The organism is Ensifer sesbaniae, assembly GCF_013283665.1.
GTDB classification, from domain to species: domain Bacteria; phylum Pseudomonadota; class Alphaproteobacteria; order Rhizobiales; family Rhizobiaceae; genus Ensifer; species Ensifer sesbaniae.
Window position 1 is genome coordinate 1,941,936 of the sequence record NZ_JABEKU010000001.1, and the last position, 17,627, is coordinate 1,959,562.

The 17,627-nt window shown below is 61.7% G+C and carries 19 protein-coding genes and 1 tRNA gene; 7 read left to right on the forward strand and 13 right to left on the reverse strand.

The features are described from left to right. Positions 1-4: 4 nt before the first annotated feature. Both gpt and BHMPCIPO_RS09465 read right to left on the reverse strand, forming a co-directional pair. Complete coding sequence (gpt, locus tag BHMPCIPO_RS09460; RefSeq protein WP_173516497.1) at positions 5-502, reverse strand: xanthine phosphoribosyltransferase; 498 nt, start codon at positions 500-502, stop codon at positions 5-7. A gap of 231 nt (positions 503-733) precedes the next feature. After that, complete coding sequence (locus BHMPCIPO_RS09465; protein WP_173516498.1) at positions 734-1,486, reverse strand: competence/damage-inducible protein A; 753 nt, start codon at positions 1,484-1,486, stop codon at positions 734-736. A 166-nt stretch (positions 1,487-1,652) separates the two neighbouring features. On the opposite strand from BHMPCIPO_RS09465, the gene wrbA reads away from it, so the two are divergent. The 3 genes from wrbA (at position 1,653) to BHMPCIPO_RS09480 (ending at position 3,136) form a co-directional block, all read left to right on the forward strand. Beyond that, positions 1,653-2,252 carry an NAD(P)H:quinone oxidoreductase gene (wrbA, locus tag BHMPCIPO_RS09470; protein ID WP_173516499.1) on the forward strand — a complete coding sequence of 200 codons (600 nt, stop codon included), beginning with the start codon at positions 1,653-1,655 and terminating at the stop codon, positions 2,250-2,252. Positions 2,253-2,481: 229 nt separating this feature from the next. Next, a complete protein-coding gene (locus BHMPCIPO_RS09475; RefSeq protein WP_173516500.1) occupies positions 2,482-2,724 on the forward strand; it encodes a DUF2188 domain-containing protein in 243 nt (80 codons plus the stop codon). Between the two features lie 193 nt (positions 2,725-2,917). Further along, positions 2,918-3,136: a hypothetical protein gene (locus BHMPCIPO_RS09480; protein WP_173516501.1), complete on the forward strand. Its 219-nt coding sequence runs from the start codon at positions 2,918-2,920 to the stop codon at positions 3,134-3,136. Positions 3,137-3,220: 84 nt separating this feature from the next. On the opposite strand, the gene BHMPCIPO_RS09485 is transcribed toward BHMPCIPO_RS09480, so the two are convergent. The 4 genes from BHMPCIPO_RS09485 to BHMPCIPO_RS09500 all read right to left on the reverse strand — a co-directional run bounded on the left by BHMPCIPO_RS09485 (position 3,221) and on the right by BHMPCIPO_RS09500 (position 6,398). Then, positions 3,221-3,305, reverse strand: a tRNA-Leu gene (locus BHMPCIPO_RS09485). A gap of 256 nt (positions 3,306-3,561) precedes the next feature. Beyond that, positions 3,562-4,266, reverse strand: coding sequence for an HAD family hydrolase (locus BHMPCIPO_RS09490; RefSeq protein ID WP_173516502.1), 705 nt, complete (start codon positions 4,264-4,266; stop codon positions 3,562-3,564). A 4-nt stretch (positions 4,267-4,270) separates the two neighbouring features. After that, positions 4,271-4,861: a hypothetical protein gene (locus BHMPCIPO_RS09495; protein WP_173516503.1), complete on the reverse strand. Its 591-nt coding sequence runs from the start codon at positions 4,859-4,861 to the stop codon at positions 4,271-4,273. Between the two features lie 82 nt (positions 4,862-4,943). Continuing rightward, a complete protein-coding gene (locus BHMPCIPO_RS09500; RefSeq protein WP_173516504.1) occupies positions 4,944-6,398 on the reverse strand; it encodes a TrkH family potassium uptake protein in 1,455 nt (484 codons plus the stop codon). Between the two features lie 156 nt (positions 6,399-6,554). Between BHMPCIPO_RS09500 and ilvA the strand changes: the two genes are divergently transcribed. Beyond that, positions 6,555-7,802 carry a threonine ammonia-lyase gene (gene ilvA, locus BHMPCIPO_RS09505; RefSeq protein WP_173516505.1) on the forward strand — a complete coding sequence of 416 codons (1,248 nt, stop codon included), beginning with the start codon at positions 6,555-6,557 and terminating at the stop codon, positions 7,800-7,802. Positions 7,803-7,879: 77 nt separating this feature from the next. Continuing rightward, entirely contained in the window at positions 7,880-8,200 is a 321-nt protein-coding gene (locus tag BHMPCIPO_RS09510) for an HlyU family transcriptional regulator (protein WP_173516506.1), read from the forward strand. A 177-nt stretch (positions 8,201-8,377) separates the two neighbouring features. Here BHMPCIPO_RS09510 and BHMPCIPO_RS09515 read toward each other — a convergent pair whose 3' ends face one another. After that, positions 8,378-10,351: a bifunctional 2',3'-cyclic-nucleotide 2'-phosphodiesterase/3'-nucleotidase gene (locus tag BHMPCIPO_RS09515; protein WP_173518129.1), complete on the reverse strand. Its 1,974-nt coding sequence runs from the start codon at positions 10,349-10,351 to the stop codon at positions 8,378-8,380. A 237-nt stretch (positions 10,352-10,588) separates the two neighbouring features. On the opposite strand from BHMPCIPO_RS09515, the gene BHMPCIPO_RS09520 reads away from it, so the two are divergent. Further along, entirely contained in the window at positions 10,589-11,836 is a 1,248-nt protein-coding gene (locus BHMPCIPO_RS09520; protein WP_173516507.1) for a GGDEF domain-containing protein, read from the forward strand. A gap of 9 nt (positions 11,837-11,845) precedes the next feature. Here BHMPCIPO_RS09520 and BHMPCIPO_RS09525 read toward each other — a convergent pair whose 3' ends face one another. Next, positions 11,846-12,307 (reverse strand): Lrp/AsnC family transcriptional regulator, encoded by a 462-nt coding sequence (locus tag BHMPCIPO_RS09525; RefSeq protein ID WP_057255972.1) that lies wholly within the window; start codon positions 12,305-12,307, stop codon positions 11,846-11,848. 156 nt (positions 12,308-12,463) lie between these two features. On the opposite strand from BHMPCIPO_RS09525, the gene ald reads away from it, so the two are divergent. Next, positions 12,464-13,582 (forward strand): alanine dehydrogenase, encoded by a 1,119-nt coding sequence (gene ald, locus BHMPCIPO_RS09530; protein ID WP_173516508.1) that lies wholly within the window; start codon positions 12,464-12,466, stop codon positions 13,580-13,582. A gap of 46 nt (positions 13,583-13,628) precedes the next feature. Here the strand turns inward: ald and BHMPCIPO_RS09535 are convergent, their stop codons facing one another. The 5 genes from BHMPCIPO_RS09535 to BHMPCIPO_RS09550 form a co-directional block, all read right to left on the reverse strand. Then, positions 13,629-14,096, reverse strand: a complete 468-nt coding sequence (locus BHMPCIPO_RS09535) for a DUF1203 domain-containing protein (RefSeq protein ID WP_173516509.1) — start codon at positions 14,094-14,096, stop codon at positions 13,629-13,631. A 93-nt stretch (positions 14,097-14,189) separates the two neighbouring features. Further along, positions 14,190-14,753 carry a GNAT family N-acetyltransferase gene (locus tag BHMPCIPO_RS32825; RefSeq protein WP_246304291.1) on the reverse strand — a complete coding sequence of 188 codons (564 nt, stop codon included), beginning with the start codon at positions 14,751-14,753 and terminating at the stop codon, positions 14,190-14,192. 4 nt (positions 14,754-14,757) lie between these two features. Further along, on the reverse strand, positions 14,758-15,612 hold the full coding sequence (gene sseA / locus BHMPCIPO_RS32830) for a 3-mercaptopyruvate sulfurtransferase (RefSeq protein ID WP_247958990.1): 855 nt from the start codon (positions 15,610-15,612) through the stop codon (positions 14,758-14,760). Between the two features lie 16 nt (positions 15,613-15,628). Further along, positions 15,629-16,378, reverse strand: a complete 750-nt coding sequence (locus BHMPCIPO_RS09545; protein ID WP_173516510.1) for an alanyl-tRNA editing protein — start codon at positions 16,376-16,378, stop codon at positions 15,629-15,631. Positions 16,379-16,385: 7 nt separating this feature from the next. Next, positions 16,386-17,426 (reverse strand): cysteine synthase A, encoded by a 1,041-nt coding sequence (locus BHMPCIPO_RS09550; RefSeq protein WP_173516511.1) that lies wholly within the window; start codon positions 17,424-17,426, stop codon positions 16,386-16,388. Between the last annotated feature and the right edge of the window lie 201 nt (positions 17,427-17,627).

The window sequence follows — 17,627 nt, forward strand, 5'->3', positions numbered from 1 at the left end:
GCTCTTAGCCGCGCGTACCCTTCGCGATCGGCTCCTGATAGGTGAAGCCCATGTCCCAGGGGAAGTAGATCCAGGTGTCCTGGCTTACTTCGGTAACGAAGGTGTCGACCATCGGCCGGCCCTTCGGCTTGGCGTAAACGGCGGCAAAATGTGCCTTTGGCAGCATGGCGCGCACTTCCGCGGCGGTCTTGCCGGTATCGGTCAGGTCGTCGACGATCAACACGCCTTCGCCGCCATTCTCGGCAATTTCGGGCGCGATGCCCTTCAGCACCTTCATCTGACCCTGCGTGTCATAGTCGTGGTAGGACGCGACGCAGACGGTCTCGATCATGCGGATATTGAGCTCGCGGCAGATGATCGCCGCGGGAACCAGCCCGCCGCGCGTGATGCAGACCATGGCGCGCCATTCCTGGCCGTTGTCGGCAAGGCGCCATGCGAGGGCGCGGGCATCGCGGTGGAACTGGTCCCAGGAGACGGGAAAGGCTTTATCGGGCAGCGACATGGGTGGGCTCCGGCTTGTCTGTACGAGGTAAAGGCGAAGCGTCCGGCAGATCGGGCAGGCGGGAACGCGTCATCCTGATTTGCCGACATGCAATAACGGCAATGGCGGTCAAAGCGCAAGGCTCTACAGCGCCGCGTATCCTCTAAGACACGCCAAGCTCGCTGCAGGGCATCGGGCCTGCCGCATATTTGTGCTTCAATCGATCCAATCTCAGGAACTATGCAGTCGCAATCAGGTCTTCGCGCGCGCTTCGGTGATCGCCTGGATCATTGCCTGCACGTCGGCTTCGGCCGCAGCCAGCGCCTGTGGATCGCGGGCACGCACGACAATATCGGTCGAGAAGTTCTTGCCGTCGAACTTGGGGTAGGAGCCGATGCTCGTCTCCGGATGGTTCTTCTGCACCTCCGTCAGCGGGCTGCCGATATCGCCTTCGCCGAAAGGTGAGCGCACGGTCCGGGAGAGGAGAGGCGAACCGACCTGAAGGCCGGGCAGCAAGGCGTCGAGCATGGCCTGGAATACCTGCGGCACGCCGGCCATGACATGCACGTTGCCGATGGCGAAGCCCGGTGCAGTGGAGGCGGGATTTGGAATATGGCGTGCACCTAGCGGCATGCGTGCCATGCGCTTGCGCGCCTCGGTGAACTCCATGCCGCGGCGCTCGTACATTGCAGCGAGCAGGGCCATCGCCTCCGGATCGTAGACGCATTCGACGCCAAAGGCGCGCGACACCGCGTCGGCGGTGATGTCGTCATGCGTCGGGCCGATACCACCTGACGTGAAGACGTAGTCGTAGCGGCCGCGCACGGCGTTGATGGCTTCGACGATCGCAGCCTCGTCATCGGCGACGATCCGGACTTCGCGCAGATCGATGCCAACCATGGTCATCATGTCGGCGAGATGGCCGATGTTCTTGTCCTTGGTTCGACCCGACAGAAGTTCGTCGCCGATGGCGACCATCGCGGCAGTGACGATTTTTGGGCTCATCGATAATTCCTATTTATATAAGCCAATCGTTTAACAGTGATTGTTCATTGTTCGACGAGCAAGAACAGTCTGTTTCCCGGACAACTCCTGGCAAGCGGCCGCATTTTGATAAATCTTCCCGGTAGCGGTGATCAAGTGGGATCGATTGAATCCAAAGGAGCATTTAATGGCCAAGGTTCTTGTTCTCTATTATTCGGCATACGGACACGTCGAAACGATGGCCTATGCGGTGGCCGAAGGCGCGAAATCGGCCGGCGCCGAGGTCGACGTCAAGCGCGTTCCCGAGCTGGTGTCGGAAGAAGTTGCCAAGGCTTCGTACTACAAGCTGGACCAGGCAGCGCCGATCGCCAATGTCGAGGAACTTGCGCAGTATGACGCGATCATCTTCGGCGCGGGCACGCGCTACGGCACGGTTGCCTCGCAGATGCGCAACTTCATCGACCAGACCGGCAGCCTGTGGGCCAAGGGCAAGCTGGTCGGCAAGGTCGGCTCGGTTTTCACATCCTCGGCGACGCAGCACGGCGGCCAGGAGTCGACCATCCTGGGCTTCATCCCGACCCTGATGCACCACGGCATGGTCGTCGTCGGCCTTCCCTATGCTTTCCAGGGGCAGATGGGCCTCGACGAGATCAAGGGCGGCTCGCCCTACGGCGCCTCGACGATCACCGGTGGCGACGGTTCGCGTCAGCCCTCCGAGGTCGAACTCGAGGCTGCTCGCTTCCAGGGCGCACATGTCGCCAAGATCGCCGCGAAGCTCGCGGTCTGATCGCTCAAGATATTGGATTTCTTGATCAAGGGCGGCTCCGAGAGGGGCCGCTTTTTTGATTCGTTGCACGCCGTTCCCGGGTGGTTCGCGAAGGTGGCAATTCGCACCGTACCTGTGGTAATATCCGCGGCGTTCGGCATGAGCATGCCTTTGACGAGGAGGAAAGAAGGGCCGTGCGGCGACGGCCCGCCCGAAGACCGAAGCGTCTTTCGGACTGTTGGAGGGAAGTATGGCGAGGATCACTTACACCATCGTTCCTCATGACGGAGGCTGGGCCTACAAGGCTGCCGACGCATTTTCGGAACCCTTTCCCAGCCGCGAATTGGCGCTCGCCGCCGCCAAGGCCGCCGCCGCTGAACAGCAGGTTGGCGGTGACGACGAAGATATCAGTTTCCAGGACGAGCAGGGTCGCTGGCACTTCGAACACACAGACGGCGGCGATCGACCGGAGGCGACTGTAGAAGACGGTTAGTTCGCTTCAAGGCAACCGGCTCAATCCGAACACCAGATCACGATGATTTTGGTCGGGCGACACAATATCGCAAACGTGATCGATTATAATAGCTTAGACTAGGATGCGGGCGGAAACGTCAACGCTTCCTCATTCCGCTCCAGCGTTCTGCAACAGTATTGCGTGCACACCATCTCTCCACGGAGGATATTCGATGCACTATAGCGTTCAGATCTTCACCTGGACCCCGCGGCAGGGAGTCCACCAGGTCGGATCGGCAATCGAGGTGGACGCCCCCAATTCCAAGGCGGCAGCGGTCTCGCTTCTCGGCCTCAGGCTGGAAGACGAGGGATGCGCTTCGAAACTCGCCGTCCGGGTATGGCACGACGATGCTCACCAGGCGGAATGCGATTGCTACTACTACAACAACTGAGCGGCCACCTTTTCCGGCGCAAACCTGTCGCTGCCGAGCGAGGGTTGGATGCCGGCCGCCCAATGATCCTGAAAGCCGTCTGTCTGGTGCGGGCGACGGGGGTCGAACCCGTACGGCCAAGGCCGAGGGATTTTAAGTCCCTTGCGTCTACCAGTTTCGCCACGCCCGCATGAGCTCTTAGATCAATCACTTACGCTGCTGCGTCAAGGGGATGCGCCTTCGCTTTTCCCGCGCCTTCCCTGGAAATCGTCCGCGTGCCGCTGTCTACCGCTTCTTCTTGCATCGATTTGGCGGTGCTCGGAGCGCCGGATCCGGCGTAGACCTGATGTACGCAAGGGCCTTAAAATCCCTCGGGAAACCGTACGGGTTCGATTCCCGTCGACCGCACCAATGGACGACCTGTCTTGTGGATGAGGCGGAGCAAGTCAGTCGCTCAAACCACGAACGAGCGCGGCCAGTCCGCCGAGATGCTCGATCTCGCGGAAACGCGGGTGGTGGTCCGGCTTGTCGTGGTGCTCGAATGACCAGGTGAGCGCGTGCGGGACATAGACGCCCCAGCTGCCCGCCTCGAGCGCGGGGACGATATCGGACTTTAGCGAATTGCCGACCATCAGGCTCTTCAACGGGCCGTCGCCATGGCGCTTGAAGATGCGCTCGTAGGTGCCGGCATTCTTGTCGCTGACGATTTCGACGGCGTCGAAATAGTCGCCAAGGCCGGAGGCGGCAAGCTTGCGTTCCTGGTCGAAGAGATCACCCTTGGTGATCAAGACGAGCCGGACCTGGCCATGAAGGGCGTCAAGTGTTTCCTTGGCATGCGGGAGCGGCTCGACCGGGTGCACGAGCATGTCGCGGCCGGCCGCCAGGATTTCGGCGATGACGGAAGAGGGGACTTTCCCCTCCGTCACGTCCACCGCGGTTTCGACCATCGAGAGGACAAAGCCCTTTATGCCGAAACCGTAGAGACGGAGATTGCGTTTTTCTGCGGCAAGCAGCCGTTCGGACAGATGCTCGGTGTCTGTGTGGGGACTGAGAAGTTCGGCGAAGCGAGCCTCGGTCAGGCGAAAAAACTGCTCGTTCTGCCAGAGGGTATCGTCGGCATCGAAACCAACGGTCGTTATTGCATCAGGCATGGTCTTACGGTCCGGCAATCTTGAAGGGCTGGTCGACGCTGGCCCTCTTGCCGCTGTTGATGTCGTTGAAGTGGAAGCGCAGCACATATTCGCCCGCCGGCGCGCCGGAAACATCGATGGTCAGCGTCGCATAGATTTCCTGGTTTCTGAGATAGCCGGTGAAGGTGAAATCGCCGAAGGCCTTTTGCCCGGCGAGCACGTCGCCCTTCGGGTTGAGGATGTCGAAATCGACTGTGAAGTGGCTCTCGAGCTTGCCTTTCTCGGCGGCATCCTTCCAGGAGAGGCCAATCGGCTCGATGTAGGAGATCAGCGACTCGCCCTCCTTGAAGACCGAGTTGTCCCTCGGCTGGTACATCGCATAGCCAGTCGGCTGTTTGGAAACAAAAATCGCCTTGCCGATCGCGAAGGGTAGCTTTTGCGAAAAGTCGCTGATCGCCTGGCGAAGGAGGTCGCGGGCTTTTGCAGCGTCACCCGAAGCGGCAAGCTTCTCCGCCTGCGCCGCGGCATCGGTGAGTGGTCCGGCGTGTGCGATCAGATTTCCGGATAGTGTCGTGGCGGCGGTCAGCGTCGCCAGAAGAAGCATATGTTTCACCATGACGTTTTCCCCCTCGCCGGATGACACCGACTTTCGGCATCTGCCGCATCGAGTCAAGACGATAGGGCCGGCGGGCCGATGGTCAATGCTTCCAGAACACCGGCGTCAGGATCACGAGCACGGTCAGAACCTCCAAACGGCCGAGCAGCATCATCAGCGACAGTAGATAGAGTTCGGGATCGCCGAGCGTCGAGAAGTTACCCGCCGGTCCGATGATGGGGCCAAGCCCTGGACCGACATTTGAAAGGCAGGTGATGACTGCCGATGTCGCAGTGATCAGATCATAGCCGAGCGCACCCATGGCGAGACTCCCGAAGGCCCAGAGCAGGATATAGGTGATGAAGAACAGGAAGATCGCGCGTTGCGTGTCGGCATCGACGGGATTTGTGCCGTAGCGCACGGCGTAGATCGCGTTGGGGTAGACGAGTCTGTTGAGCCCCGACCGGATCGCGTTGAAGAGCACGATGAAGCGATAGGCCTTGATGCCGCCTGCCGTCGATCCGGAACAGCCGCCCATGAAGGTGGCGGTGAAGGCGGCCATGACGACGAAGGGCCCCCAGAGACTGTAATCCTGGCTGGCATAGCCGCTGGTCGAGAGGATCGAGGTGATGTTGAAGAAGGAATGCGCCAGCGCCAGGTGAAATTCGACGCCATTCGCGAGGCGGTGATAAATGGCAACCGCGATTGAGAAGGCCGAGAGATAGCCGAGAAACACGATGATCTGCGGATCGCGCAGCGCGTCGAGCCGGCCGCGTGCCACCAGCACGATCAGGATCGAGAAGGGCAGGCTGCAGAGCGCCATGAAGAAGGTCGCCGTCCAGAGCAGCGGGATGCTGCCGAAATAGGCGAAGGACGCATCATGGGTGGAAAAGCCGCCGGTCGCGACCGTCGACATTGCATGGTTGACGGCGTCGAAGCGGCTCATGCCGGTCAGGAAGTAGCCGATCGCGCAGAGAAGCGTGATGACGACATAGACGATCAGGAAGGCGCGGCTGAAGCTGGCGAGGCGCGCGAACGGTTTGTCGCTGGTGTCGGAGGATTCCATCTTGAAGAAGGACATGCCGCCGACCCTGAGATAGGGGATGATGAACAGGCCGAGCACGACGATGCCGATGCCGCCCAGCCAGCAGAGCAGCGAACGCCAGACCAGAAGCCCCGGCGGCGCGTCGTCGAGACCGACGATGACGGTGCCGCCGGTCGTGGTAATTGCCGAGACGGACTCGAAAAGCGCCTGGGCAAAATCAAGATCGAGCGACGACAGCCAGAGCGGGATTGCTCCGACCACGGAAAAGACCGCCCACAACAGATTGACCAGGACGAATCCGAACTTCTTGGAAAACGGCGGCGGCCCCATGCGGGTCGCCATGAAGGTCGCGAGCGACAGGCCTCCGACCATGAAGGCCGAAGCGGTGAAGATCGGCCAGTCCGGGTGCCCGTAATAGAGATCGACCATCGCCGGCACGAGCATGGCGCCCGCTAGGTATATGCCGAGGATTGCCGCGATGTGCACAGCATGCCGGATCAAGGTTGCGTTCAAGCGTTCAATTTCCCGGAAAGTGTTGCGGACGTCCCGGCCGAAGGGGATGCGGCTGCATTGTTCACGGCGGTCCGATTCGAGTCAAAGCGATGGCTTCGGGCGTTGCAATGTGCAATAGCCACAGCCATCGACCAACTCAACGGAAGACCGCACGCGATGAAGCAGGATGTCGAAGCCGCAACCGAAGCCTTGCGGGAGATCTTCCCGCCGACGCCGCTGCAGCTCAACGAGCACTTGAGCGCGCGCTACGGTGCCAATATCTACCTCAAGCGCGAAGACCTGTCGCCCGTGCGCTCCTACAAGATCCGCGGCGCGTTCAACTTCTTCCGCAAGGCGCTCGGCGCCGACGCATCCGGCAAGACCTTCGTCTGCGCCTCGGCCGGCAACCACGCCCAGGGCTTTGCCTTCGTCTGCCGCCATTTCGGCGTGCCTGGCGTCGTTTTCATGCCGGTGACGACGCCGCAGCAAAAGATCGACAAGACCCGCATGTTCGGCGGCGAATTCATCACCATCCGCCTCGTCGGCGATATCTTCGACCAGTGCTACAAGGCGGCGCGCGATCACGTCGAAGCGATCGCCGGCGTCATGGTGCCGCCTTTCGATCATGCCGATATCATCGAGGGCCAGGCAAGCGTCGCCGCTGAAATTGTCTGGCAACTGCCTGATGGCGTGACACCCGATCTCGTTGTTCTGCCCGTCGGCGGCGGTGGCCTTGCCGCCGGCGTGACGGGGTATCTCAAGGACGTGATCGACGCGGATCACTTCATCTTCTGCGAACCCGCCGGCGCGCCCAGCCTGCGCGAGAGCCTCGAAACCGGCAGCGTCGTCACCCTCGATCAGGTCGACAATTTCGTCGACGGTGCCGCAGTCGGACGGATTGGCGACCTCAATTTTGCGGCCCTCCGCCGCTTTTCCGCCGATCAGGTGATGCTCTTGGCGGAGAATGCGATCTGCCTGACGATCGTCGATATGCTGAATGTCGAAGGCGTCGTGCTGGAACCGGCGGGCGCCCTCTCGGTTGCGGCGCTGGAAGCGCTGGGCCCCGAGGCGCTTGCGGGCAAGACGGTGGTTGCCGTCGTGTCCGGCGGCAACTTCGACTTCGAGCGCCTGCCGGACGTAAAGGAGCGGGCAATGCGCCACGCGGGGCTCAAGAAATACTTCATCCTGCGCATGGCGCAGCGACCGGGCGCGCTTCGCGATTTCCTCAATCTGCTCGGGGACGAGGACGATATTTCGCGCTTCGAATACCTGAAGAAATCGGCGCGCAATTTCGGCTCCATCCTGATCGGCATCGAGACCAAGCACGCCGAGAATTTCCCAGTGCTGAAGGCCCGCTTCGACGCCGCTGGATTGCGTTACCAGGACATCACCGAGAACGAAATCCTCTCCAATCTCATCATCTAGGCCGGGATGACGGCGCCGCGGTCGAAAATCGGCACTTAAGCTTTGACAGTGCCGGCTGCGGCGTCTAAGTCTTGGTCATGGCATCGTTTTTCTCGAAATTGTTCGGCCGTTCGGGTTCCTCCGAAAACCAGACGCAGGCTGCGCCCGGGAAGACCGAGGCCTATGCCGAATGCACCATCCGCGCGACGCCCATGCGCGAGGGCTCGCAGTTTCGCCTGGCGGGCAGTATCGAGAAGCCCTCGGCCGATGGCAGCGCCAAAATCCGCAGCTTCATTCGCGCCGATCTCTTCACATCCGAGCAGGACGCGATCGACGCCGCGCTGCGCAAGGGACGCCAGATCATCGACCAGACCGGCCCGTCGCTGTTTTCCGACGACGCCCAGTCGCGCCAGGTTTGATCGGTTGCCGCCTGCGGCATATCCAAATCTTCTCATATAGTTAGCGGACATTATTAATGTCTCGCATTGCCTTTGGGCAGCCTGCCATAGGCTTCGCTGATTCGGCTGAACCTTCGTCGCCTGCCAAAAAGCGGCGGGCCGCCACGGGTGGCGGCCCGATCTTCGTTTGACTGGGGCTCAGAGCTTGATCCGGAAGCGAGCAAACCCTTCGGCGGCATCACCGGCATCCTCGATCGCCACACCCTTCACCTGCGCCAGGAACTGCCGGGCCTTCGGTCCGCTGTCGAATGTCACGCTCGTATTGGCGAGCGGCACGAAGGTCCAGTTGGCGTCGGCCGAGGGGTTGATGGTGCCCTGATCGATGATGTAGCGCACCACGACATCGCGGTTGGTGTCGGGGGCTACGAACACCACCTTGTCGGCGGCGATGTCGGGGAAATTGCCGCCGCCGCCAGCCCGGTAGTTGTTGGTGGCGACCACGAATTTCTGTGCCGGATCAATCGCTTTCCCGTTGAACTGCAGATTCTTGATGCGGTTCGAGGAAGGACTGATGACGTTGCCGTCCTTGTCGAACTTCGGCGGCTCGGAAAGGTCGATCTGGTAGGTGACCCCGTCGATGACGTCGAAATTGTAGGACGGGAAACCGCCGTTGATCAGCGGTGCATCGGTGGCGCCCGGCTTGACCTCGTTGAAGATGCCGGCGGACATTTCCAACCAGTTGCGCACTTGGTCGCCAGTGATGACAACGGCCTGCACCGTGTTCGGGTAGAGATAGAGGTCGGCAACGTTCTTGATTGCGATGTCGCCGGCCGGAACGTCGGTGTAGTAGTCCGCGCCGCCGCGGCCGCCGGCCTTGAAGGGAGCGGCGGCCGAAAGCACCGGCAGGTCGCGGTACTCGGTCTCCTTCAGCATGTCCTTGATGTACCAGGTCTGCGCCTGGCTGACGATCTGCACGGAAGGGTCGTCCGCGACCAGAGCGAAGTAGGAATAGAGCGGCGCGCTGGTCTTGCCGACGGGCGTGCGCACATAAGTGAGCGTCGCCTCGTGGTCCTTCTTTGCGGCGGCCAGCACCTCCGGCTTGTCGGTGACTTCAGCGATCACCTTCTTCTCTTCGCGACGATAGATCGGCCGTGCCTCGCTCGTAGAGTTGACGACACGCCAGGCACCACCCTCGCGTTCGATCAGCAGGTCGATCAGGCCGAGATGCGAACCCCAGAAGCCGCCCATGACGCCGGGCTTGCCGGAGATCAGGCCCTTCGTGTTGTCGAGCCCCGCGATGCCGTCGAATTTCGGCCCGGGGAAATCCAGGTGGCTATGTCCGGTGACGATCGCATCGATGCCTGCGATCGCTGCCAGCGGCACGGATGCGTTTTCGAGGTTCTCCGCATAGGACTGCTGGCCGATGCCCGAATGCGAGAGCGCGACGACGATATCGGCGCCTTCCTCGCGCATCTGCGGCACCCAGGCTTCGGCCGCCTTGACGATATCGCGGGCGTTGGCCTTGCCCTCGAGGTTCTTGGCATCCCAGGTCATGATCTGCGGCGGGACGAAGCCGATGAGACCGATGCGGATCGGATGCTCCGTGCCGGAACCATCTTTCACCTTTCGGTCGAGAAGGACGTAAGGCTTGAGAAACAGCTCGTCCTGACGCCCATTGGCGGCAAGGGCGCCCTTCGTCAGGTTGGCGCAGACGAGCGGGAAATTCGCGCCGTTCAGGACCTTGAACATGAAGTCCAGGCCATAGTTGAATTCGTGGTTGCCGAGCGTGCCGCAATCATAGCCGAGCACGTTCATGGCGGCGATGACAGGGTGGATATCGCCATCCTTCATGCCGCGCTGATAGGCGATGTAGTCGCCCATCGGATTGCCTTGGAGGAAATCGCCGTTGTCGACCAGGATGGAGTTTGTCGCTTCGGCCCGGATGGCGTCGATGATCGAGGCGGTGCGGGCAAGACCGACCGTATCGTTGGGCTTGTCGCCATAATAGTCGTAGGGAAAGACGTGGACGTGCAGGTCCGTCGTTTCCATGATTCTGAGATGCGCCTGATTGGCGGCGGCGCGGACGGAAAACGGATGCAGGATGACGAGCGCCGAGGAAGCTGCGGCCCCGGCGAGAAGCGAACGGCGCGTGAGGTGGAACGGGGATGTCATCGTTGGCATGCGGTCCTCCATTTATCAAGGATCCCGGTTCTTCCGAGACGAGTGCAATCCGGAGTTTGTCCGCTGACGCGCGGACCACGGTGGGTTGGCGGCGACTATGCCGGAAAGGCGACATTTCCGAAAGCGGCAGATTTTCGCATTCTGAAGCCGGGCAACTGCGGGTCCCGCTAAAGTTTTCTTCAAACTTCCCGTTTAACCGGGCTTCGGGAAACGGATTTTTTGAAGCGCATGCCAAACGCCAACCTTCTTCTCTTCGTCGGCGAGGCGCTGGTCTACGTCACGGCGATGATCGGGCTGCTGCATCTACGGGTCCGGCTCGGACTTGGCGTCTTCGTCGCCGCGCTCGGCGTGATGCATTTCATCGAGACCTATCTCGCGGCCGTCTTCTACGTGCAATTGCCGTTCGGCGTGATCTCGCCCGGCTCGGCCGTGCTTTTCTCCGGCAAGCTGATGATGATCCTGCTGCTCTACGTGAAGGAGGATGCGGCAACCGTTCGCCAGCCGATCTATGGCTTGCTCGCCGGCAATTTCCTGACGGTGGCGCTGAGCCTCTTGCTGCGCCAGCACGATACCGTATCGATTGTGGCGCACCGATCCGCCGACCTCGCCTTCATCGACGAGATGGGTTGGCTGATGGTCTGGGGGACGACGATCCTCTATTTCGATTCGCTGATGATCATCTTGCTTTATGAGCGGCTGGGACGGTGGCTGCGGCGTTTCGCGACTGTCCGATTCCTGATCTGCGGCGTCGTCGTGCTGACGTTCGACCAGGCTGCGTTCTACGTGGCACTACGCTGGTGGAACGGTGCGCCCCTTGAGGTTTTCTGGGGCGGCTGGATGGCGAAGATGCTGGCGGCGCCCTTTTTTGCGATCGCGACAGGCATGTATCTCAATGCCTCGCGCCATCCGTTCCTGGCTATGTCGGATCGGCCACTTGGCGATATCTTCAACACCTTGACGTTCCGCGAACGCTACGAAGACCTGCTTTCGCGGTCGGGGCAGGACACGCTGACCGGTTCGCTCGACCGCAGCCGGTTTGAAATCGAAGGGCCGGAAATGCTCCGCACAGCGAGCGCCGGCAACGCCGCGGTTACGCTGATGATCATCGACGTCGACCATTTCAAGGGCGTCAACGACCGTTTCGGCCATCAGGAAGGCGATCGCGTCCTGCAGCGGCTGGTCGAGACGGTAAAATCGAAGCTGCGCCCGATCGATCGGCTGTTTCGTTATGGCGGCGAGGAGTTCGTGATCCTTTGCCCGGCAATGACCCATGGCGATGCCTTGCGCCGGGCGGACGAGATTCGCGTAGCCGTGTCGGATCTCGTCTCGACGCCGGATGGGCGGCCGGTGACCGCGAGCATCGGCCTGTCGTCGACACCGGACGACGGAGCGGCGATCGAGAACCTGCTGTCCGAGGCCGACCTTCGGCTCTACGCCGCCAAGGGACGCGGCCGCAATTGTGTCGTCGGCCGGTAGGCCGCTCGCTCAGATGCCGACGTTCGGCCGGTCGATCACTTCCCGTAGCGAGAAGCTGGAATTGATCTTGACCACATGCGGCAGCGCCGAGAGCCAATCGCGGTGGATGCGCTCGTAGTCCTGCAGGTCCTTGGCCGCGACCCTCAGAATATAGTCGTATTCTCCCGACATCAGGTAGCAGACGAGCACGTTCGGACAGAGTTTCACTGCCGCCTCGAACTCGGCAAGCGTCTTGGCAAACTGGCCCGACAGCGAAATATGCACGATCACCATGATCTGGTAGTCGAGCGCCTTGTGGGCGATGCGTGCATGATAGCCGGCGATCGTTCCTGACTTTTCGAGGATGTCGACCCGGCGGGAGCACGCGGACGGAGAGAGCCCGACCTTCGCCGCGAGGTCTGCATTCGAGATCCGGCCATTCTGCTGGAGGATGCGCAGAATCGCATGATCGATGGCATCGAGTTCGCTCATTGGTGGTTTCCCTCAATAATGCTTCAGTTCGCGCAATACTATTCGAAATCAATGCGCCCGGGATTCCCTCTTTGCAAGGACATTCGATCTAGGCCGTGTTTTGCTGAATGCCTCGTCAGAAGCGGCGAAAAGCCCATACAGGAGAGGAACGCGAGGATGCGTGTCGGTTGCCCGAAGGAAATCAAAAACCATGAATATCGAGTCGGCCTGACGCCCGGCTCGGTGCGTGAATATGTTGCCCATGGCCACGAGGTGATCGTGGAAACCAAGGCTGGGGCAGGGATCGGCGCGGATGACGATGCTTACCGTGCCGCTGGCGCGAAGATTGTCGCGACGGCAAAGGAAGTGTTCGAAAAGTCGGACATGATCGTCAAGGTCAAGGAGCCGCAACCCTCCGAATGGGCGCAACTCCGCGAAGGCCAAATTCTCTACACCTACCTTCATCTTGCGCCCGATCCGGAGCAGACCAAGGGTCTCCTCAATTCCGGCGTCACGGCGATCGCCTATGAAACCGTCACCGACGATCGCGGTGGCCTGCCGTTGCTTGCACCGATGTCCGAAGTTGCCGGACGCCTGGCGATCCAGGCGGGCGCGACCTCGCTGCAGAAGGCCAATGGCGGCCGCGGCATCCTGCTCGGCGGCGTGCCGGGTGTCTTGCCGGCGAAGGTCACGGTCATCGGCGGCGGCGTCGTCGGCCTGCATGCGGCACGGATGGCGGCCGGGCTTGGCGCCGATGTCTCGATCATCGATCGCTCGATTCCGCGCCTGCGCCAGCTCGACGATCTCTTCGCCGGCCGCGTCCACACGCGCTATTCGACCATCGACGCGCTGGAAGAGGAAGTGTTCTCCGCCGATCTGGTGATCGGAGCGGTTCTCATTCCGGGCGCTGCGGCGCCGAAACTGGTGACGCGCGAAATGCTGACCGGCATGAAGAAGGGTGCTGTCATCGTCGACGTCGCCATCGACCAGGGCGGCTGCTTCGAGACTTCGCATGCCACCACCCATTCCGACCCGACCTACGAGGTCGACGGCATCGTGCACTACTGCGTGGCGAACATGCCGGGCGCGGTGCCGGTGACTTCGGCGCATGCGCTGAACAACGCGACGCTTCACTACGGCCTGCAACTCGCGGACAAGGGCCTGAAGGCGATCGCCGAGGATCGGCATCTGCGTGCCGGCCTCAACGTCCACCGCGGCCGCGTCACCAACGCGCCGGTCGCCGAAGCGCTGGGCTACGATGCCTATGCGCCCGAGGCCGCCCTGAACGTCGCCTGAGAGATAGATTTTGCGGCCCGGTAGAAATGCCGGGCCGAATTCGTGTTCAGGCCAGTTCAATCCGGCATTGGTAGCAATTGTTCTTGGCCGAACGCACATGTACGGACGAGACGTCCGGTCGTGCCAGCAATTCTTCCGCCCGCGCCTGCAGTTGTTCCGACGAAACGACACCGCCGGTCCCATAGACGATCCGTTCGTTCTCGCCATAGCCGCGCAACAGATAGCTGACGCTCGAAGCCAGGATCGGCGGAAGCGCGCCGCCGTCATGCGCCGGACATTCCTCGGCGTGCATGAACACCGGGCCTGTCTCCGCATAGGGCTGCAACGACGAAAATGGCCGCAGCGCAAAGATCAGGTAGGGCTCCCCGGCGCCGACATTGCGCAGGCAGTGCCGGCAGGGCACGCCGTCACCGTCGGAAATCTCTCGCTCCGGTGGATTGCCGTAGGCGTCCGGTCCGCCGTCTCGGATCCGCCGCGCTTCGTCGTCGGACATCGGAATGTAGCGCAAGGTCATGGCGCATCTCCTTGTTCGGTTTGAAATGTTCGATCAGGAGGATGCGCCGGTCGCGCCCCTTTCGACCACCCGGAACTTGCCGGGCGACACGCCTCAGAGATTTTTCGCCAGGGTCAGCAGTTCCTCGTCGGTCAAAGGCTCGACCGTCTCCTCACGCGTGGCGACCGGCGAGAAGCCGAATTGCTGGTAAAGCTGGAGCGCGCGGGGGTGATCCAGATTGTTGGTCGTTACCGTCAGCTTGCTCGGATTGAGCGCCCAGGCGGCAAAGAGCGTCTGGAGCAGGAACCACTTGCCGAGGCCGAGGCCGAGCGCATGTTCCATCAGGCCGAAATGGACGAGTTCGACGATGTCGTCGTCGCCCTGGTGCAACTCGAAAAAGCCGGCCGGCGCGCCGTTGACATAGAGAACCGTGACACTCGTCCGCTTGTCGCCGAGCACCTCTGAAAGTTCCTCGTCGCTCATCCGCAGCCGCTCGGTCCAGTGCCAGCGGCGACCGACACGCAGGTACAAAAAGCGGTAATAGCTGAGCGGGATGTCGGAGACGCGCAGGATGGCGGTCTGGATGTTGACCGGCATCGGCAGGCTTTGCTTCGGCGGCGCCGTCATTTCGAGTTCGGTTACGTGCGCTGTCAGGGAGGCGAGCTTCGGCGAGCGCATGATATCACTCTCGACCGGTGACGATGGTCGTGTCGGCGCGGCTGCCCCATTCCGACCAGGAGCCATCATAAAGGGTGTTGTCCGTGTGGCCGAGCGATTGCAGCGCCAGGGTGATGATGGCGGCGGTGACACCCGACCCGCAGGTCGTGACCACGGGCCTGGAGAGATCGACACCGGCGTCGGCGAAGGTTTGGCGCAACGTCGCGAGATCCTTGAACTTTCCGTTTTCCGAGAAAATGCCGGAGGGAAGGCTGTGCGCGCCAGGCATATGGCCCGAGCGCATGCCGGCGCGCGGCTCCGGTTCTTCGCCATAGAAACGTCCGGCGCCGCGGGCATCGGCGATCTGGATGCTGCCGTCGGCGACGATCTCTTTCATCCGCTCGAAGGAAGTGACTGCCGAAGGTGTGAAGCTCGCATTGAACGTCGCCGGCTTGGGCGAGGGCACTTCGGTGGTGACAGGGCGTCCTTCCCTGTTCCAGCCGTCCATGCCGCCATCGAGCACGTAAACGTTCTTGGCGCCCATGATGCGCAACATCCACCAGACGCGCGGTGCGGTCATGATGCCGGGGCCGTCATAGACGACGATCGTGTCCGTCTCGCTGACGCCGAGCGCGCCGACCGACGAGGCGAAGACTTCCGGCGAGGGCAAGGTGTGGGGCAGGCCGCTCGTGTGGTCGGCAATGGCATCCTGGTCGAAGAATACGGCACCGGGAATATGTCCGGCGTCGTATTCCGCCTTCGGGTTGCGGTTCTGTGCGGGCAGGTACCAGGCCGCGTCGAGGATCCGGATCGCCGGGTCGCCGAGGCGCTCCTGCAGCCAATCGGCGGAAACGACAAAGGCGCTCTTGTTGTTGGTCACGGTCGCAACTCCCTACTCAAACTGATGCGCGATCTTCGGGCTTACCGAAGCGGATACGAAACCTGCGGTTTTCCTTGCCCTTCTTTTCGATCTTGGCGATGTGGATAGCGCCGACTTCCTGCGTTTCCGACACATGGGTGCCGCCGCAGGGTTGGCTGTCGATGGCCGAATTTTCGCCGATGCAGACAAGGCTGACGCGCCCAAGGCCGATCGGCGGGCGCACGTTCTTCGATTTGACGATGCCGGGATTGGCGACGAGTTCCTCGTCGGTGATCCATTGGACGTAAACCGGGTGATTTTCCTCGACGAGCTTCATCAGCGCCGTCGTGACTTCGTCCCTGTCGATCGTCTCGCTCATGTCGAAATCGACGCGGCTCTCGTCCTCGCCAACCGAGGCTCCAGTGATCGGGAAGGGGCAGACGACCGAGAGCAGATGGCAGGCGGTGTGCATGCGCATCAGCCGGTAGCGGCGGGGCCAGTCGATGTGCAGGACGAGCTTTTCACCGACATTCGGCACCAGCTGTCCCTCAGCCGGCACATGGATGATGATGTCCTTGGTTTCGCCGTGACGCGCGACCGCGATGTCGATCCGGCTGCCGTCGGCGCGCTCCAGAAAGCCGGTGTCGCCGGGCTGCCCGCCCGATGTTGCGTAGAAGCAAGTCTGATCCAGTTCGATCCCGCCATCTTCCAGGATCCCGGTGACGCTTGCTTCGCAGGTCGAGAGGTAGAAATCGTCTCGGAAAAGGGCGGTCACGGTCCTAGTCATCGCATTCCTATCCAACTGATTCGTATGGCACCGCAATGTGGGAAGACGTCTTCAACCAGGCCGGCACCGGCAGTCCCTTGGAGACCAGGAAGTCCGGATTGAAGAGCTTCGACTGGTAGCGGTTACCATAGTCGCAGAGGATCGTCACGATCGTATGTCCTGGACCGAGCTCCCTGGCGAGCCGCACGGCACCGGCAATGTTGATGCCCGTCGAGCCGCCGACGCAGATGCCTTCCCGTTCGATCAGGTCGAAGACGTAGGGAACGGCTTCCGAATCCGGAATCTGGTAGGAGAAGTCCGGCGTAAAGCCTTCGAGATTGGCGGTGATGCGGCCCTGGCCGATGCCCTCGGTAATCGAGCTGCCCTCGGCCTTCAGTTCGCCGCTGGTGTAGTAGCTGTAAAGCGCTGCGCCCTGCGGATCCGCAAGGCCGATCTTGATTGCTGGGTTCTTCGCCTTCAGCCCCAGTGCGACGCCCGCCAGCGTTCCGCCGGAGCCGACGGCGCAGATGAAGCCATCGACCTTGCCGTCCGTGTCGCGCCAGATCTCGGGCGCCGTGGTTTCCACATGCGCGTCACGGTTGGCGACGTTGTCAAACTGGTTCGCCCAGATGGCGCCGTTCGGTTCTGTCTTTGCCAATTGCTCGGCGAGCCGGCCGGAGAGCTTCACGTAGTTGTTGGGGTTCTTGTAGGGAACAGCCGGCACTTCGACGAGCTCGGCGCCAAGCAGCCGCAAGGCGTCCTTCTTCTCCTGGCTCTGGGTTTCGGGAATGACGATCACGGTGCGATAACCAAGCGCCTGGCCGACGAGCGCAAGCCCAATGCCCGTATTGCCGGCCGTACCTTCGACGATGACGCCGCCGGGGCGGAGCTGCCCGCTCCGTTCCGCGTGACGGATGATCGACAGCGCGGCGCGGTCCTTGACCGACTGTCCCGGATTGAGGAACTCGGCCTTGCCGAGGATGTCGCAGCCCGTGGCTTCAGACACGGCCTTCAGCCGAATCAAGGGTGTGTTGCCGATCGCTTCGAGGACGGACGGTAGAATGGTCATTTTCAGAACCTCGTGCTTGAGGACAGGCGCCGGAGCAGGGCGACACAGCCAGGGAAATACGAACGGCGGCTGACGAAAATCGACAACGACCCCGGACCGCCGAAATGTTGGCGTGTTTTCGGCTCAGCCTGCACTTCAGGCAAGAAATAGCGTTTCGCCGCCGCTCTGTCCCGAACAAAAATCGTCTCCAAGGCATCTGGG

Excerpts from the sequence above, each read along its gene's own strand:
- BHMPCIPO_RS09550 (WP_173516511.1), bottom strand. The coding sequence starts at position 17,426 with ATGACCATTCTACCGTCCGTCCTCGAAGCGATCGGCAACACACCCTTG.
- gpt (WP_173516497.1), bottom strand. The coding sequence starts at position 502 with ATGTCGCTGCCCGATAAAGCCTTTCCCGTCTCCTGGGACCAGTTCCAC.
- BHMPCIPO_RS09535 (WP_173516509.1), bottom strand. The coding sequence starts at position 14,096 with ATGACCTTGCGCTACATTCCGATGTCCGACGACGAAGCGCGGCGGATC.
- BHMPCIPO_RS32825 (WP_246304291.1), bottom strand. The coding sequence starts at position 14,753 with ATGCGCTCGCCGAAGCTCGCCTCCCTGACAGCGCACGTAACCGAACTC.
- BHMPCIPO_RS09545 (WP_173516510.1), bottom strand. The coding sequence starts at position 16,378 with ATGACTAGGACCGTGACCGCCCTTTTCCGAGACGATTTCTACCTCTCG.
- ald (WP_173516508.1), top strand. The coding sequence starts at position 12,464 with ATGCGTGTCGGTTGCCCGAAGGAAATCAAAAACCATGAATATCGAGTC.
- BHMPCIPO_RS09525 (WP_057255972.1), bottom strand. The coding sequence starts at position 12,307 with ATGAGCGAACTCGATGCCATCGATCATGCGATTCTGCGCATCCTCCAG.
- wrbA (WP_173516499.1), top strand. The coding sequence starts at position 1,653 with ATGGCCAAGGTTCTTGTTCTCTATTATTCGGCATACGGACACGTCGAA.
- BHMPCIPO_RS09510 (WP_173516506.1), top strand. The coding sequence starts at position 7,880 with ATGGCATCGTTTTTCTCGAAATTGTTCGGCCGTTCGGGTTCCTCCGAA.
- BHMPCIPO_RS09520 (WP_173516507.1), top strand. The coding sequence starts at position 10,589 with ATGCCAAACGCCAACCTTCTTCTCTTCGTCGGCGAGGCGCTGGTCTAC.
- BHMPCIPO_RS09475 (WP_173516500.1), top strand. The coding sequence starts at position 2,482 with ATGGCGAGGATCACTTACACCATCGTTCCTCATGACGGAGGCTGGGCC.
- BHMPCIPO_RS09480 (WP_173516501.1), top strand. The coding sequence starts at position 2,918 with ATGCACTATAGCGTTCAGATCTTCACCTGGACCCCGCGGCAGGGAGTC.
- BHMPCIPO_RS09490 (WP_173516502.1), bottom strand. The coding sequence starts at position 4,266 with ATGCCTGATGCAATAACGACCGTTGGTTTCGATGCCGACGATACCCTC.
- BHMPCIPO_RS09495 (WP_173516503.1), bottom strand. The coding sequence starts at position 4,861 with ATGGTGAAACATATGCTTCTTCTGGCGACGCTGACCGCCGCCACGACA.
- BHMPCIPO_RS09465 (WP_173516498.1), bottom strand. The coding sequence starts at position 1,486 with ATGAGCCCAAAAATCGTCACTGCCGCGATGGTCGCCATCGGCGACGAA.
- BHMPCIPO_RS09515 (WP_173518129.1), bottom strand. The coding sequence starts at position 10,351 with ATGACATCCCCGTTCCACCTCACGCGCCGTTCGCTTCTCGCCGGGGCC.
- ilvA (WP_173516505.1), top strand. The coding sequence starts at position 6,555 with ATGAAGCAGGATGTCGAAGCCGCAACCGAAGCCTTGCGGGAGATCTTC.